At 61.5% G+C, this 15696-nt stretch carries 12 protein-coding genes; 5 read left to right on the top strand and 7 right to left on the bottom strand.

What is annotated here, in order from left to right; all coding sequences use genetic code 11:
• Positions 1 to 7: 7 nt before the first annotated feature.
• The gene (gene gbd, locus QQG91_RS07150) at positions 8 to 1144 is read right to left on the bottom strand and encodes a 4-hydroxybutyrate dehydrogenase (protein ID WP_285772278.1); all 1137 of its coding nucleotides are present in this window, start codon (positions 1142 to 1144) and stop codon (positions 8 to 10) included.
• A gap of 127 nt (positions 1145 to 1271) precedes the next feature.
• On the opposite strand from gbd, the gene QQG91_RS07145 reads away from it, so the two are divergent.
• Positions 1272 to 2090 carry a Rossmann-like and DUF2520 domain-containing protein gene (locus tag QQG91_RS07145; RefSeq protein ID WP_285772277.1) on the top strand — a complete coding sequence of 273 codons (819 nt, stop codon included), beginning with the start codon at positions 1272 to 1274 and terminating at the stop codon, positions 2088 to 2090.
• Here QQG91_RS07145 and QQG91_RS07140 read toward each other — a convergent pair.
• From QQG91_RS07140 to QQG91_RS07120, 5 genes are read right to left on the bottom strand one after another with little or no spacing between them, the layout of a single operon-like run.
• Positions 2087 to 2959 (bottom strand): DMT family transporter, encoded by an 873-nt coding sequence (locus tag QQG91_RS07140; protein WP_285772276.1) that lies wholly within the window; start codon positions 2957 to 2959, stop codon positions 2087 to 2089. The two genes, QQG91_RS07145 and QQG91_RS07140, sit on opposite strands and share 4 nt — an antisense overlap.
• A 32-nt stretch (positions 2960 to 2991) precedes the next feature.
• Positions 2992 to 6303, bottom strand: a complete 3312-nt coding sequence (locus tag QQG91_RS07135; RefSeq protein ID WP_285772275.1) for an error-prone DNA polymerase — start codon at positions 6301 to 6303, stop codon at positions 2992 to 2994.
• Positions 6300 to 7781, bottom strand: coding sequence for a Y-family DNA polymerase (locus QQG91_RS07130; RefSeq protein WP_285772274.1), 1482 nt, complete (start codon positions 7779 to 7781; stop codon positions 6300 to 6302). Before QQG91_RS07130 ends, QQG91_RS07135 begins: the two co-directional genes overlap by 4 nt.
• Positions 7723 to 8277: an ImuA family protein gene (locus QQG91_RS07125; RefSeq protein ID WP_285772273.1), complete on the bottom strand. Its 555-nt coding sequence runs from the start codon at positions 8275 to 8277 to the stop codon at positions 7723 to 7725. Before QQG91_RS07125 ends, QQG91_RS07130 begins: the two co-directional genes overlap by 59 nt.
• Positions 8277 to 8876, bottom strand: coding sequence for a sulfotransferase family protein (locus QQG91_RS07120; RefSeq protein ID WP_285772272.1), 600 nt, complete (start codon positions 8874 to 8876; stop codon positions 8277 to 8279). Before QQG91_RS07120 ends, QQG91_RS07125 begins: the two co-directional genes overlap by 1 nt.
• A gap of 183 nt (positions 8877 to 9059) precedes the next feature.
• On the opposite strand from QQG91_RS07120, the gene recA reads away from it, so the two are divergent.
• The 4 genes from recA (at position 9060) to QQG91_RS07100 (ending at position 13710) form a co-directional block, all read left to right on the top strand.
• Positions 9060 to 10139 (top strand): recombinase RecA, encoded by a 1080-nt coding sequence (gene recA / locus QQG91_RS07115; RefSeq protein ID WP_285772271.1) that lies wholly within the window; start codon positions 9060 to 9062, stop codon positions 10137 to 10139.
• Positions 10136 to 10681, top strand: a complete 546-nt coding sequence (locus QQG91_RS07110) for an MOSC domain-containing protein (RefSeq protein ID WP_285772270.1) — start codon at positions 10136 to 10138, stop codon at positions 10679 to 10681. Before recA ends, QQG91_RS07110 begins: the two co-directional genes overlap by 4 nt.
• 76 nt (positions 10682 to 10757) lie before the next feature.
• Complete coding sequence (alaS, locus tag QQG91_RS07105; protein ID WP_285772269.1) at positions 10758 to 13418, top strand: alanine--tRNA ligase; 2661 nt, start codon at positions 10758 to 10760, stop codon at positions 13416 to 13418.
• Position 13419: 1 nt separating this feature from the next.
• Positions 13420 to 13710 (top strand): DUF1330 domain-containing protein, encoded by a 291-nt coding sequence (locus QQG91_RS07100; protein ID WP_285772268.1) that lies wholly within the window; start codon positions 13420 to 13422, stop codon positions 13708 to 13710.
• Between the two features lie 164 nt (positions 13711 to 13874).
• On the opposite strand, the gene typA is transcribed toward QQG91_RS07100, so the two are convergent.
• Complete coding sequence (gene typA, locus QQG91_RS07095) at positions 13875 to 15692, bottom strand: translational GTPase TypA (RefSeq protein ID WP_285772267.1); 1818 nt, start codon at positions 15690 to 15692, stop codon at positions 13875 to 13877.
• Positions 15693 to 15696 lie beyond the last annotated feature (4 nt).

The raw sequence follows: 15696 nt of genomic DNA, 5'->3' as shown, positions 1-15696 counted from the left end.
ATTTATTTTAGAACGAGGCCTCGAGCATCGCGCGATAATCCTCGGCGCTCGCGGTCTTCGGGTTGGTCTTGTGGCAGTGGTCCTTGAGCGCCCCTTCGATCACACGCTCGAAGAGGTCCTCTTTGACACCCATCGCCGAGAGCGTTTCAGGAAGTCCGAGACGTTTGGTCATGTCCCGAAGGGCTGGCACGACCTCGGCCCCCGACGAAAGACCCATGGCTGCCGCGAGGCGGTCGAATTTCTTCAAAGCGACGACCGAAGGCTCGTCCGCGTTGAATTCGAGCACGGCGGGCATAAAGACTGCGTTCAGCATTCCGTGGTGAAGTCTGGGGTCTGCGCCGCCGAGCGCGTGGCTCAGGCTGTGAACACATCCGAGCCCCTTTTGAAACGCCATCGCGCCCATGGTCGCCGCAATCGCCATATTTGCGCGCGCTTGGTCGTTCTGCCCGTCGTGGGTGGCGGTTTCAATGCTGTCCCAAGCAAGGCGCAACCCTTCGAGCGCGATACCGTCAGCGGGCGGGTTGACCGCCGAAGCAAGGAAGGTTTCGATGCAATGGCTGATGGCGTCCATCCCCGTGGCGGCGGTCAAATGCGGCGGCAGAGAGGTTGTCAGGTCCGGATCGACGATCGCCGCTTTGGGTATGATAAAGGGCGACAAGAGGCCGACCTTGCGCCCGTCGTCGAGGATGATGATCGCGCCGCGCCCGACTTCAGAGCCTGTTCCCGAAGTGGTCGGAATGGCGATGGTCGGAAAGGTGCGGCTCGTTATCTTTTCAAGCCCGCCTTCGATCACCGCATAGGTTTTCATCTCGCCGCCGTGGGCGGCAAGGATGGCGACCGCCTTGGCCAGATCAAGCGCCGAGCCGCCGCCGATGGCGATGATCCCGTCGGCCTCTGCCGCGAGAAAGGCGTCGGTCGCGGCGCGCACAGCGGCTTCGGTCGGGTTGCTCGGCGTGTCGTCAAAAACCGTAACAGGCGTTTGGCCGAGGGCGGTTTCGACGCGCGCGAGATAGCCAAGCGCACTGACACCTTTGTCGGTGACGATCATCGGTCTCTTGATGCCGGCAAGCGCGGCTTCGTCCTTGAGTGTCGAGAGGGCGCCGCTCGCAAACTGGATGCGCGTGACATAGTTGATCAGCCCCATGGGGTCCTCCGAAATGGTATACCGAACCGAGGGTAGAGAACTGGGGCGCACTGTAAATAGCCAATCGCTTTGGGTCTGTCGGAAATGCGATCGTGCTTATATGCTCGAGCCGAAAGAGGAGGCGGTTATGCGGATCAACATCATCGGTGCGGGCAAGGTCGGGCAAACCCTGATGCGATTGATCGCGGGGCATGATGGATATGACGTGGGATCCGTCTCGGCGCGCCGTTTCGAGACAAGCGCAGATGCGGTGAACGTCATCGGTGCGGGGAAGGCGGCAGCGTCCGTTTCGGACATGGAGGCGGCAGACCTGTGGTTTCTCACGGTGCCCGACGACATGATTTCCACGGTTGCCGAAGCCTTGTCCGACGCGGGTGCCGCACCGTCGATGGCTGTGCATTGCAGCGGTTTTTCATCCTCTTCCGTCTTGGCTCCTCTGGCCGAAAAGGGCTGGCGGACGGCGTCCTTCCATCCCGTCAAGAGCTTTGCCGATCCCGAAGTGGCGGCGGGGTCGTTCATCGGGACCCATTGCGCGATCGAAGGCGAAGAGGAGGCGGTCGCCACGCTCTGGACGTTTTGCGAAGCACTCGGTGCGATCCCGTTCCACGTCGATCCGACGAAAAAGGCGCTCTATCATGCGGCTGCCGTTTTTTCGAACAACTTTTCCACTTTGCTCCAAGGCATCGCTCTGGAGGCCTATGCCGCTTCGGGCGTTCCTCATGACATTGCAGAGGCCCTATGCCGAACCCTTCTCGAGGGGGCTGCCGTGAATGTGGCAAGGCTTGGTCCACAAGCGGCACTCACCGGTCCTGCGGCGCGGGGGGACCACGCGGTTCTTGCTGCGCAAGGGGCCGAGGTGGCAGCATGGAGCAAGGATGCGGGCGAGCTTTACGAGGTGGCGAGCCGTATGGCGCTGCGGCTCAAATCTGATGGGCGGGCGAGCTAGCTCATCCCGAGGAGGACAACACCGATCAGCAAAAGAGCGGACCCTGCAAGTCGCCATGTCCCGACAGGTTCGCGCAGGATGACAAGCGCGAGCACGGCGCCGATCATCATCGACATTTCCCGCATCGGTGCCACGAGACTGAGCGGGGCATCCATCGAAAGGGCCATCAGCACGAGGATATAGGAGAGCGGGGACAAAATCCCGACGATCAGGGCCGTCGTCCAATGCCCCTTCATCCGCAAGGCCGCTGCGCGTGGATTGCGAAGCACGATCGGCGCAAGCAAGAAAGAGCGCAGGAGATTGTTGAACCAGTCGAGCACCACAGGCGCCACGCCCAAGGCTTTGACAGCATATGCATCGATCACCGTATAGGAGGCGATGAGCCCGCCCGTTGCCATGCCCCAGCGGACGCCGGCCTGACCCTTGCGGTCGAGAAAGGCGCGCAGTCGGCCTTGGGTTGCGATCATCACGATGCCGCCGATCACCAGGAAAAGCCCGATGATGCCCGTGATAACGGGTGTCTCTCCCAGAACGACGAAGGCCCCCAAGGTCGAGAGCATCGGCCCTGTGCCGCGTGCAACGGGATAGACCACCGAAAGATCCGCGACCTGATAGCCGCGTTGCAGGCAAAGATTATAGGCGAGATGCACCGCGCTGCTCAGGATCAGAACCCCGAGGATCACCGGCGAGAGGCCAAGGTCTCCCTGAAAAACGAGATAGAGCACCCATGGCAGATAGAGCACCGAGGCGACCACACTATAGGCGAGCACAAAGACGGGTCCCGCAGAGGCCGAAGTCTTGGCCAAGAGGTTCCAGATCGCATGGATCAGGGCGGCAAGGATGACGAGAGTGAGCGAAGTGTAGGTCACGGGGCGTTCCTTTGCGCTGCTTTGTTCTTTCTCTAGTGAAAGTCGCGGCTGGGAAAGAGCTTTTTGGCCTGTTCGCGCGGATGGCGGGCGCTGGTCTGGGCGCGGCGCGGACGGGGGGCATCGTCGGCCTGTGGCTGCGTGATGCCCACCGCTTCATCCATCGGGTGGCCAAGCTCGGACAGGCGTGGCGAGAGATCCTCGACATGTTCGGCGATGACGTGAACAACGATGCCTTCGCGCTGAAGATGTCCCGTGACACGCACCAAACGCCCGCCCATCACCTCGCGGCGGAAACGCTCATAGACCTTGGGCCAGACGACCACGTTCGAGACGCCCGTTTCATCCTCGAGCGTGAGAAAGATGACCCCGGATGCGGTTCCCGGACGCTGGCGCGTGATGACAAGCCCGCAGACGCTGATCCGTCCCATCGGCACATGGGGGAGCTGGTCATGCGGGGTCAGCCCCGTGATCTTGGGGCGCAACAGCTCCATCGGATGGGCGCGCAGCGTGAGGCGCATCGAGACGTAATCCTCGACCACCTCTTCGCCCAGATGCATGGTGGGAAGAAGCACTTCGGGTTCGCGGATGCCTTCGCCGTCCAGCGGATCGTTAAAGAGCGGGAGCGGCGCGGGCGCGCGGATGGCGCGCACCTCCCAGAGGGCGGCGCGGCGGGTCATGCCAAGCCCGAGGAAAGCGTCCGCCTCGGCCAGCCTTTCGAGTGCGGCAGGCGACAGCCCCGCCCGAAGCCAGAGCGCCTCGGGGTCGGAATAGCCGTTGCCGCGTGCCGCCACGATCCAGTCCGCGTCCTGCTGGCGAAAGCCCTTGATCTGGCGAAAGCCGAGCCGCAGGGCAAGGCCGCCATCGGCGCGGCGCTCCAGCGTGCAGTCCCATGCGCTCTGGTTCACACAGATGGGCCGCACCTCGATCCCGTGTTCGCGGGCGTCGCGCACGATCTGGGCGGGGGCATAGAACCCCATGGGCTGGGAATTGAGCAACGCACAGGCAAAGATCGCGGGGTGATGGCATTTGAGCCAAGAGGACACATAGGTCAGCATGGCAAAGGCGGCGGCATGGCTCTCGGGAAACCCGTATTCGGCAAAGCCTTCGATCTGGGAAAAGCATTGCGCTGCGAACTCGGGCGTATAGCCGTTCGACAGCATCCCTGCGACGAATTGGTCCCGAAAACCGCCGATGGTGCCCATCTTGCGGAAGGTGGCGAGCGAGCGACGGAGGCGGTCGGCATCTTCGGGGGTGAAATTGGCGGCGACCACGGCGATCTGCATCGCCTGTTCCTGAAAGAGCGGCACCCCGAGTGTTTTGCCCAAGACGCCTTCGAGCGCTTTGGAGGGAAAGCTCACCGCCTCGAGCCCCTGACGGCGTTTGACATAGGGTTTCACCATCCCGCCCTGGATCGGACCGGGCCGGACGATGGCAACCTCGATCACCAGATCGTAAAAGGTGCGGGGCCGCATCCGCGGCAGGAAATTCATCTGGGCGCGGCTCTCGACCTGAAACACGCCCACGGCGTCGGCTTTGCAGAGCATGTCATAGGTGGCGGGGTCCTCTTGCGGCACGGTGCCGAGCGTGAGCCGCGTCTTGTCGTGCTCTTCCAGAAGATCAAAGGCCTTGCGGATACAGGTGAGCATTCCGAGGCTCAGGATATCCACCTTGAGAATACCGAGCGTGTCGATGTCGTCCTTATCCCATTCGATGACCGTGCGATCCTCCATCGCAGCGTTCTCGATGGGGCAGAGCGCATCAAGCCGCCCCTTGGTGATGATAAAGCCGCCGACATGCTGGCTGAGATGGCGGGGAAAGCCGATGATCTCGCGGATAAGCTCGATGGTTTGGGACAGCCGCCGGTCGCCGGGATCAAGCCCCAGCTCGCGGATGCGTTCAGGGTCCGCCCCTTTGTTCGACTGGCCCCAGATCTGGCTCGACAGGCTGGCCGTCACATCTTGGGAAAGTCCCATGACCTTGCCCACCTCGCGGATGGCGGCGCGGGTGCGGAAATGGATCACGGTGGCGCAAAGCCCTGCGCGGTCGCGGCCATAGGTTTCATAGATGTGCTGGATCACCTCTTCGCGGCGCTCGTGCTCGAAGTCCACGTCGATGTCGGGCGGCTCGCCCCGGTATTTCGAGACGAAGCGCTCGAAGACCATGCTGATCTGATCGGGGGACACATCGGTGACGCCCAAGGCCCAACAGAGGATCGAGTTCGCCGCAGAGCCGCGTCCTTGGCACAGGATGCCGATAGAGCGGGCATAGTGCACGATGTCATGCACGGTCAGGAAATAGGCCGCGAACCCAAGCTCCGACACCATGCGAAGTTCCTTGTCCGCAAGCGCCTGGTACCGCTCGGGGATGCCGTTCGGACAGCGGCGGCGCAGCCCTTCTGCCGTGAGCCGTTCAAGCCGCTCTTGCGGCGCTTCGGTAACGGAAGCCTCGTCGGGATATTCATAACTCAGTTCGCCGAGGTCAAAGCTGCACCGCGCTGCAATCTCGCAGCTGCGTCTGAGTGCGGCGGGATGATGGCGGAAGATATGCGCCATCTCGGCCCCGCCTTTGAGCCTTCGTTCGGCATTGGGAAGCGCGCGGGTGCCGATGGTGTCGATGGTGCATCCCTCGCGCAGGCAGGTGAGCACATCGGCAAGCTGCCGCCTTGCCGCTCGGTGCATGAGCACATCACCCACCGCGACCATCGGGGCGGCCATCCGAAGCGCCATTTCGGCGCAGTCTTTGAAATAGGCCTGATCGGTGCCGTCATAGCGCGGCGCAGCCCCGAGAAAGACATGGGCGGGATAGCGGCGCTGGAGCTTCTGGATCGCGGCGCGGGCGCTGCGCAGCGGACCTTGGGGAAGGGCGATGAGGATCATCCCCTTGGCGCTTTGGGCAAGGTCGTCGAGGTCAAGGTGGCACTCGCCCTTTTCCGCGCGGCGTTTGCCAAGGGTGAGAAGCTGCGAGAGCCGTTCATAGGCGGCGCGATCCGTGGGCAGCGCGATCCATTCGACCGTGCAATCCCGCAAGACAAGCCGCGCACCTACGATCAGCTTGGGCAGCTTGGTGCCGCGCGGTATCGGAAGTGGCGCGTCTTTGCCGACCACCTGCCGCGAGGAAGGATCGACGCGGATGTGCGAGCGGACCCGAAGCGCATCCTCGGCCTCGCGCCTGAGTTCCTTGAGCGCGGCAAAGGCCCGCACCACCCCCGCAAGAGAGTTACGATCCGTGATGGCAATCGCCTCAAGCCCGAGTTCTGCGGCGCGCGCGACAAGCTCTTCGGGATGCGAGGCCCCGCGCAGAAAGGTGAAATTGCTGGTGACGGCAAGTTCGGCGTAGCTGGTCACGGGAATTCCCCCTGAACAAACCAACCGGGGTTTTGCGGCGTGTGGAACATCCAGAGCCGCCGCCCTTGGGCCGTTTCGATCCGCCAGTAATCCCTGATGCCTGTGCTCCACGCCTCGTCCGCCATCCACCATTCAGGCGCGATCCTCTCGGGGCCGATGGCGTGCAGCGTCCGAAGCGGCATGCGCCGCCAGCGGAAATGGCGGGGCGGGGTGCGCTCGGCAGGGGCGTGGACCAACTCGGGCGGGAACATCCGCAAGGGGCGCGGACGGGCGAGCGCGGGGAAAGGCTCGGGGCGGCTATAGGCGGCGGGGGCGGTGATGAACCCGCGTTCGGGGATATGGCTGTCGGCGGGGAGAAACCGCAGGATATTCTCGAGCCCGATGCGGTTGCCGATCCGCGTGATGAGATCATCGAGCGCCTCTTTGCGGTCGCTGCTTCTCTGGCCGATCTGTTGCACAGGGAGCGGTTCGACCCGCACCGCTTCGAGCCGCATCTGGTCGATGCCGAAGCCCGCGTCCACCTCAGCCACGCCCCGCGCAAAGAGCGGCAGGATACGGCCCGCGTCCCGCATCGCGCTGGCCAGCCGCAACTCTACCTGTTGGCTGCCCTGATCGACGCGGCGCAGGGTCAGCGCCAGCACCCGCGCGCCCATCTCTTGGGCTTTGAGCTTGTCGCAGAGTTGGCGCAAGAGCCGCTCGGTTGCGGCCATCACATCATCGGTGAGGCCGATGGGGTCGGGCATGGTCATACGCACGCCGTAATGGGGCGGCTCGGCCTCGGGCGAGATTTGCTCGGGATAGTGGCCAAGCGCCTGATCGAGCCGCAAGAGCACCTCGGGGCCAAAGCGCCGCGTCAGGGGCGCGCGCGGCGAGGCGGCCAGATCGCGGATCTTGCGCAGGCCAAGCCGCTCAAGGCCGACAACGGTGGCATCGGGCAGGCGGAGCGCGGCGACGGGCAGTTCTCCGATTCCGTCGAGCATTCGGCCTGCTTGGGCCACGCCCTCGTCGAAATGGGCCAGTGCAAAGGCCGCCCCGCGGGTGTCGGCAAGCCCGATGCGCACCGAGATACCCGCACGCACAAGCCGCATCCGCATATCGGAGAGCATTGCCATTTCTCCACCCATAAGATGCGTCGCCCCCGTCACGTCGAGCACAAGGCCGTCTTCGCCTTCGTGCCCGACCCAAGGACAATAGCGCGTGGCCCAGCGGCGCAGGGTGCTCAGGAACCGAAGATCGTTCGAAAGCTCGGCAGGGCGGGTGATGAGGTCGGGGCAGAACACCCGCGCGTCGGCAAGCGACATGCCCCGCGACAGACCCAAGCGCTCGGCGGCATGATTAAGGCAATGGAGGCGGTCGGAATTGCTCTGGCGCAGCGTGACGGCAAAGGGGCCGGACACAGGGCGTGCGCGCAGAATGCGGTCACTCGCGAGACGCGGAAACCACAGCGAGACGACCCGTCGTGTGCTGCCATCGAACATCCCAGGCTCCTAGTGTTCCCTGTTTGTTCTTTTTAAGCTCCCACCGCATCAGAGTCGAGTCCGCCAATGGGGTAGGGTCCGCTTTCGGGATGCAGTGCCAGCGGGTTTCTGCCGCATTGCTGCCCATCCCTTCGGGGATCAGACACAGACCCGTGGTGCGCCCCGTTTCGGCAGCAAGTTGCAGCCTGCGCCCCGCCGTGAGTCCCAAAGTCTGGGTGATTTCCATCACCACCATAGGCGCAGCACCATCGCGCAAGGCCTCTTCGCCCACCGCAAGCACATCGTCAGGCCCCTGTGCCTCGGCCACCAAAAGACGCGAGGGATCGGCAAAAGCACCAAATCCGACGGGGTAGAGCCTCTCGCTCTTCCAGCCTTCGGTGATCCAGATCACGGGGCCTTGCAGCCCTGCACAGACCACAGCGGCAAAGCCCGTGGCTCCGGCGCCATAGGCTTCGTGCACGCGTTTGCGGCGCAGAGGAAAGGCAGGAAGCTCCATCAGTCGCGCCGCGCAGCATCCCAGACTTTGAACTCGATCTCGCGTTTGCGGCGCAGCTTGTCCTCGATCTTATCGGAAAGCGGCGTTTCCAGAACAGGCGAGATGTTCAGGCGGGGAAGCTCGATCTTGGTGTTCAGACGGTCTTCCAGGAAGGCGACCAGCTTGTCCTGCTGTTCGTATTGGAACAGATGATCGACAACGATCTCGTCCTCGTTGCCGCAGACGAACTTGGCCTGAGAGCCGACGCCCGCATAGGGGGCCGGCTTGCCCTTGCAGTATTCCTCGACAAAATCGTCAAAGCTGATGTCCCGCGTGCTGTTGGGATGGCCCACGAGATCATCACGGTGACGGTAGCGATACCAGCTCGACAGCCAGTCCACGGGATTGCGGATCACAGCCAGAGTTTCAAGCTTGTCGTCACCCGCCACGCCGAAATAGGGCTCGATAAAGCGGCGATAGCGATAGATGGGCGAATGTTTGAGAATCGGCGGATCGCGCATCACCATTGCGGCTTTGGGGGCCAGAGCGCCCTCGAGCGAGGTCGTGCCCGTCTTGGGAACTGCAAGGAAAACAAGCTTTTCTTTCCAGAAAACAAGCATATGGGCCGAACTCCTTCTATCTCTTGGGTTGTAAACTACTCTTTAACCAACCGTGGAGAAAGGTAGCTTAGAAAGATTTATCTTGAAATGTTCTCCTTTTGGTCTCATGTTGCATGAGAACAAGAGGCGAACACAAGCAGGAATTGCCGCCCTCGACAGGGTGTGGAATAAGGATGTCAAACAATGGCAATGGCAGAACTTCTCAGCATGAACGACAAAAAAACAGCCGATAAGCAAAAGGCACTGGAATCCGCGCTCGCACAGATCGAACGACAGTTCGGCAAGGGCTCGATCATGAGGCTCGGTGCGGACAATCCCGTCGCAGAAATCGAGTCGACCTCGACGGGTTCGCTCGGTCTTGATATCGCGCTCGGCATCGGCGGTCTGCCCAAGGGTCGTATCATCGAAATCTATGGGCCTGAATCCTCGGGGAAAACCACTCTGACCCTGCACGCAGTTGCGGAAGAGCAGAAAAAGGGCGGCGTTTGCGCCTTTGTCGACGCAGAACATGCGCTTGATCCGCTCTATGCGAAAAAGCTTGGAGTGAACCTTGACGAGCTTCTGATCTCGCAGCCCGATACCGGCGAACAGGCGCTCGAGATCGTCGATACGCTCGTGCGTTCGGGGGCTGTGAACCTCGTCGTTGTCGACTCGGTTGCCGCTCTGACACCCAAGTCCGAACTCGAAGGCGATATGGGCGACAGCAGCGTCGGCGTTCATGCCCGACTGATGTCGCAGGCGATGCGGAAGCTGACGGGTTCGATTGCCCGTTCGAACTGTATGGTTATCTTTATCAACCAGATCCGTATGAAGATCGGCGTGATGTTCGGCTCGCCCGAGACCACAACGGGCGGTAACGCATTGAAATTCTATGCATCTGTCCGTCTTGATATCCGTCGCATCGGTGCGATCAAGGACAAGGACGAGGTGGTTGGCAACACCACCCGCGTCAAGGTCGTCAAGAACAAGGTGGCACCGCCCTTCAAGCAGGTGGAATTCGACATCATGTATGGCGAAGGCATCTCCAAAACGGGCGAGCTTCTCGATCTTGGTGTCAAAGCGGGTGTGGTCGAGAAATCGGGTGCGTGGTTCTCTTATGGGGACGAGCGTATCGGTCAGGGACGCGAGAACTCGAAACAGTTCCTCAAGGACAATCCCCAGATCGCCTATGAGATCGAGGATAAAATCCGCGCCGCCCACGGTCTCGATTTCCACATGTCCGACGGAGATGGTTCGGAAGACGATCTCGTGGATATGGAATGACGCCGACGCGCGAGACACTGGATCGCGCCTGGCCGCATATTCTGGCCGCCCCAAAGGATGGGGCGGCTATTTCGCATTTGTGCATTCGCCCCGAGCGTAATGCCCGCCGCTTCGTCGACGCGCTTGAACTCAGCGCGTCTTCGGGGATCAAGGGCGATCCGCGTTGGCTTAATGAACCTTGGCTCAAGACCGAAGACGGCAAGGGTCATCCCGGAATTCAGGTCTGCGTGCTTGCAAAACGCGTGCTCGACCTTGTCTGGAAGGACGATGTGATCTTTCCGGGGGACAGTTTTATTGCCGATATGGACCTGTCGATGGAGAACCTTCCGACAGGGACCCGTCTTGCCATCGGCACGGCTGTGATCGAGGTCTCGGACGTCTTCAACGAAGGCTGTGTCAAATGGAAGGCACGCTACGGCGTTGATGCCTATGACTGGGCGCGCGACCCCGCCAACCGTCACCTTCGACCCCGTGGAATCCTGTGCTCCATCGTGCAAGATGGCCTCATTCGGACAGGGGATCGGCTATTCAAGCAGCAATAGGCTTTGTTGGCATGGACAGCGCCCCCGTTGGTCTGTAAACCAACGCAAAATCCTGCCTGCATGAGATATTCCGCCAATGACGAGCCTTGCCGACATCCGTTCTACTTTCCTGAACTTTTTCGAGCGTAACGGTCACACCGTTGTGCCGTCTTCCTCGCTCGTTCCGCGGAACGATCCGACGCTGATGTTCACCAACTCGGGGATGGTGCAGTTCAAGAACTGCTTTACCGGCGTCGAGCGCCGCGACTATGTCCGCGCCACGACCGCGCAGAAATGTGTGCGTGCAGGCGGCAAGCACAACGACCTTGACAACGTGGGCTATACCGCCCGCCACCACACGTTCTTTGAAATGCTCGGAAACTTCTCCTTTGGCGATTATTTCAAGGAACAGGCGATCACCTTTGCTTGGGAACTCCTGACCAAGGATTTCGACATTCCCAAGGACAAGCTCCTCGTCACCGTCTACCACACCGATGATGAAGCGGCCGAAATCTGGAAAAAGGTTGCAGGCCTTGAGGATCACCGCATCATTCGCATCCCGACCAAGGACAACTTCTGGCAGATGGGTCCGACGGGTCCTTGCGGTCCTTGCACCGAGATTTTCTTCGACCACGGCGAACATATTGCTGGGGGCCCTCCCGGTTCGCCCGACGAGGACGGTGACCGCTTCATCGAGATCTGGAACAACGTCTTCATGCAGAACGAACAGTTTGAAGACGGCTCGATGATCGACCTCGAAATGCAGTCGATCGACACGGGCATGGGGCTCGAGCGGATCGGCGCGCTTTTGCAGGGCAAGCACGACAACTACGACACCGATCTGATGCGTGCTTTGATCGAAGCATCGGCACATGCCACTTCGACCGATCCCGACGGCAAGGTCAATGTGCACCACCGTGTGATCGCGGATCACCTGCGCTCGACGTCGTTCCTGATTGCAGATGGCGTCATGCCCTCGAACGAAGGTCGCGGCTATGTTCTGCGCCGCATCATGCGCCGCGCCATGCGACATGCGCATCTTCTGGGCGCAAAGGACCCGCTGATGTTCCGTCTCGTGCCCGAACTGGTCAAGCAGATGGGCGCGGCCTATCCCGAACTTGGTCAGGCTCAGGCCCTGATCACCGAAACGCTCAAAGCTGAAGAAACCCGCTTCAAAACCACTCTCGATCGTGGTCTCAAGCTACTCGATGACGAGCTTTCTGGCCTGGACGATGGGGCCGATCTCCCCGGTGCAACCGCGTTCAAGCTCTACGACACATACGGCTTCCCCCTCGATCTCACGCAGGACGCGCTCCGTGAAAAGGGCCGCGCCGTCGAACTCGACGGCTTTGACGCCGCAATCGCCGAGCAAAAGGCCAAGGCCCGCGCCGCATGGTCGGGCTCTGGCGAAGCGGCAGATGCTTCTGTCTGGTTCGATCTTGCCGACAAATCGGGCGTGACCGAATTTCTCGGCTATGACACTGAAACCGCAGAGGGCCAGATCGTCGCGGTCGTCAAAGGCTCCGAAATTGCGACGGAGGCCACCAAAGGCGAGGCGGTCCAGATCGTTGTCAACCAGACCCCGTTCTATGCGGAATCGGGCGGTCAGGTCGGTGATGCGGGCGTGATCAAGACTGAAAGCGGCGTGATCACCGTCACCGACACCAAAAAGGCGGCAGGGATTTTCATCCACATCGGTGAAGTCACCGAAGGCAGCGTGAGCAAAGGGCAGGCGGCCCGTCTCGACGTGGACCGCGCGCGCCGGACCGATATCCGTGCCAACCACTCGGCCACGCACCTCTTGAACGAGGCGCTTCGCGAGGTGCTCGGCGATCACATTGCGCAGCGCGGCTCGCTCAATGCGCCCGACCGTCTGCGCTTTGATTTCAGCCACGGCAAGGGACTGTCCTCCGACGAGATCACCCGCGTCGAGAACGAGGTCAACGCAATGATCCGTCAGAACACCAAGGTGGAAACGCGGATCATGACCCCTGATGAGGCGCGCGGCCTCGGTGCCCAAGCGCTCTTTGGCGAAAAATACGGCGATGAAGTGCGTGTCGTCTCGATGGGCCGCAAGGATGGCTCGGGTAAGGGCACCACAGGTGATGTCTACTCGCTTGAACTTTGCGGCGGCACCCATGTGCGCCAACTCGGCGAGATCGGGGCGTTTGTCGTGCTCTCGGACAGCGCTTCCTCCGCTGGCGTCCGCCGTGTCGAGGCTCTGACAGGTCAGGTCGCGATCGACTACCTCAAGGAACAGGGCGAGCGTCTCAACGCTGTCGCCGCCATCCTCAAGGCACCTGCCTCCGAGGCTGCCGAACGCGTCAAGGCGCTGGCCGATGAACGCAAGGCACTCGCCAACGAAGTGGCGCAGCTGCGCCGTGAACTGGCAATGGCAGGGGGTACCAAGTCCGAAGCAGAAGCCAAAGATATCAATGGTATCGCCTTCAAAGCTCAAGTTCTTTCCGGTGTCACTGGCAAAGATCTTCCCGCTCTCATCGACGAGATGAAGGCCGCCATGGGCTCGGGCGCTGTGCTGCTGATTGCAGATACGGGCGACAAAGCCGCCGTTGCGGTCGGCGTGACCGCCGACCTGACGGATCGTCTCTCTGCCGTCGATATTCTACGCGCCGTCACGCCCGAGCTGGGCGGCAAGGGCGGCGGTGGACGTCCCGATATGGCCCAAGGGGGCGGTGCCTCTGCCGCCAACGCAGAAGCCGCCGTTAAAGCCGCAGAAGCGGTCATCGCAGGTCTGTAAGATGCCTGTTGCCTTCTGGATTGCCCATGTGAAAGTCACGGACGAGGCCGCTTATGCCGAATACGCAAAGCGCGCCCCGGCCGCGATCGAAGCCCATGGGGGCAAGTTTCTCGCCCGTGGGGGTAAATATGAGATCCTCGAAGGTGCCGACCGCGCCCGACACGTCGTCGCGCAGTTCCCCAGCCTTCAGGCTGCTCATGACTGCTACCATTCGACTGCCTACCAAGAGGCATTGAGCTTTGCGAAAACCGCCGCAGAACGCGATCTGATCATCGTCGAAGCGCTCGAGTAAACGCCGCTCATAGAGCAAAAAAGGCGCGCGAGGGGGATCCCTTCGCGCGCCTTTTGCTTGCCTTTGTGCCGAAAATATCCCGGGGGAGCCGCATCGCGGCGGGGGCGGAGCCCCCAATCTCTTCCAAAGAAAACGGGCCCCGAAGGGCCCGCCTTAGCCTAAACTCAGGAGGCTTTTGCCATCCGCTTGCGTTCGTGCGGGTCAAGGAAACGCTTGCGCAGACGGATCGCGTTTGGCGTCACTTCAACGAGCTCGTCATCGTCGATATAGGCGATGGCCTGCTCGAGCGACATCACGACAGGCGGTGTCAGACGCACGGCTTCGTCGGTGCCCGAGGCGCGCACGTTGGTGAGCTTCTTGCCCTTGAGCGGGTTTACTTCAAGATCGTTGTCACGGCTGTGCTCGCCGATGATCATTCCCTCATAGACATCTGCCTGCGGGTTGATGAACATCTTGCCGCGCTCTTCGAGGTTCCAGAGCGCATAGGCCACGGCCTGACCGTTTTCCATCGAGATCAGAACGCCCTGACGGCGGCCCTGAATCGGGCCTTTGTAGGGGGCCCAGCTGTGGAAGATGCGGTTGAGAACGCCCGAACCGCGCGTGTCGGTGAGGAATTCACCGTGATAGCCGATGAGCCCGCGCGAGGGCACGTGCATCACGATACGGGTCTTGCCCGCACCGGCGGGACGCATCTCGACGAGATCGCCTTTGCGCGGACCTGTGAGCTTTTCAACCACAACGCCGGTGTATTCGTCATCGACGTCGATAGTGGCTTCTTCGATCGGCTCCATACGCTGGCCGTCCACATCGCGGAAGATCACCTGCGGACGCGAAATCGACAGCTCGAACCCTTCGCGGCGCATGTTCTCGATCAGAACGCCCATCTGGAGTTCGCCGCGACCCGACACGATAAAGGCTTCACCGCCGGGCGTGTCTTCGATCTTGATCGCTACGTTGGTTTCCGCCTCTTTCATGAGACGGTCACGGATCACGCGCGACTGGACCTTTTTGCCGTCACGACCCGCAAGAGGCGAATCGTTGATGCCGAACAGCACCGAGATAGTCGGCGGATCGATCGGCTGGGCGTCGATCGGCTCTTCGACCGAAACATCACAGAGCGTATCGGCCACAGTGGCCTTGGTCATGCCCGCAACGGTGACGATATCGCCGGCTTCGGCCACATCGATCGGCGCTTGGGCGAGACCGCGGAACGCGAGGATCTTGGTCACGCGGAAGTTCTCGATCTTGTCGCCCTTGCGCGAAAGCGCCTTGAGGCTGTCGCCCGTGCGCAGCGTGCCGCTCTCGACGCGGCCCGTCAGAATACGGCCGATAAAGGGGTCGGCGGATAGCGTTGTGGCGAGCATGCGGAAGGGCTCGTTCTTGGCTGCGATCTGCTTGGGGGCTTCGACGTGCTTGACGACGAGCTCGAACAAAGCGTCGAGGTTCTTGCGCGGCCCGTCAAGCTCGGCATCACACCAGCCCGAACGACCGGATGCATATAGATGAGGGAAATCAAGTTGTTCGTCGTTGGCGTCGAGGCTTGCGAATAGATCGAAGCACTCGTCCAGAGCACGATCGGGCTCGGCGTCGGGCTTGTCGACCTTGTTCAGAACGACGATCGGCTTGAGACCGAGTGCCAGCGCCTTGGAGGTCACGAATTTGGTCTGGGGCATCGGGCCTTCGGCCGCGTCCACGAGAAGAACAACGCCGTCCACCATCGAGAGGATGCGCTCGACTTCACCGCCGAAGTCGGCGTGGCCGGGGGTGTCGACGATGTTGATACGGGTGCCTTTCCATTCCACGCTAGTGCATTTTGCGAGAATGGTGATGCCACGTTCACGTTCGATGTCGTTGCTATCCATGGCGCGTTCGGCCACGGCTTGGTTTTCGCGGAATGCGCCGGATTGCTTGAGAAGTTCGTCCACCAGCGTAGTTTTGCCGTGGTCGACGTGCGCGATAATCGCGATATTACGGATATCCATAGGT

Source organism: Marivivens sp. LCG002 (assembly GCF_030264275.1).
Taxonomy (GTDB): domain Bacteria; phylum Pseudomonadota; class Alphaproteobacteria; order Rhodobacterales; family Rhodobacteraceae; genus Marivivens.
This window is presented reverse-complemented; position numbering and strand designations above follow the sequence as displayed.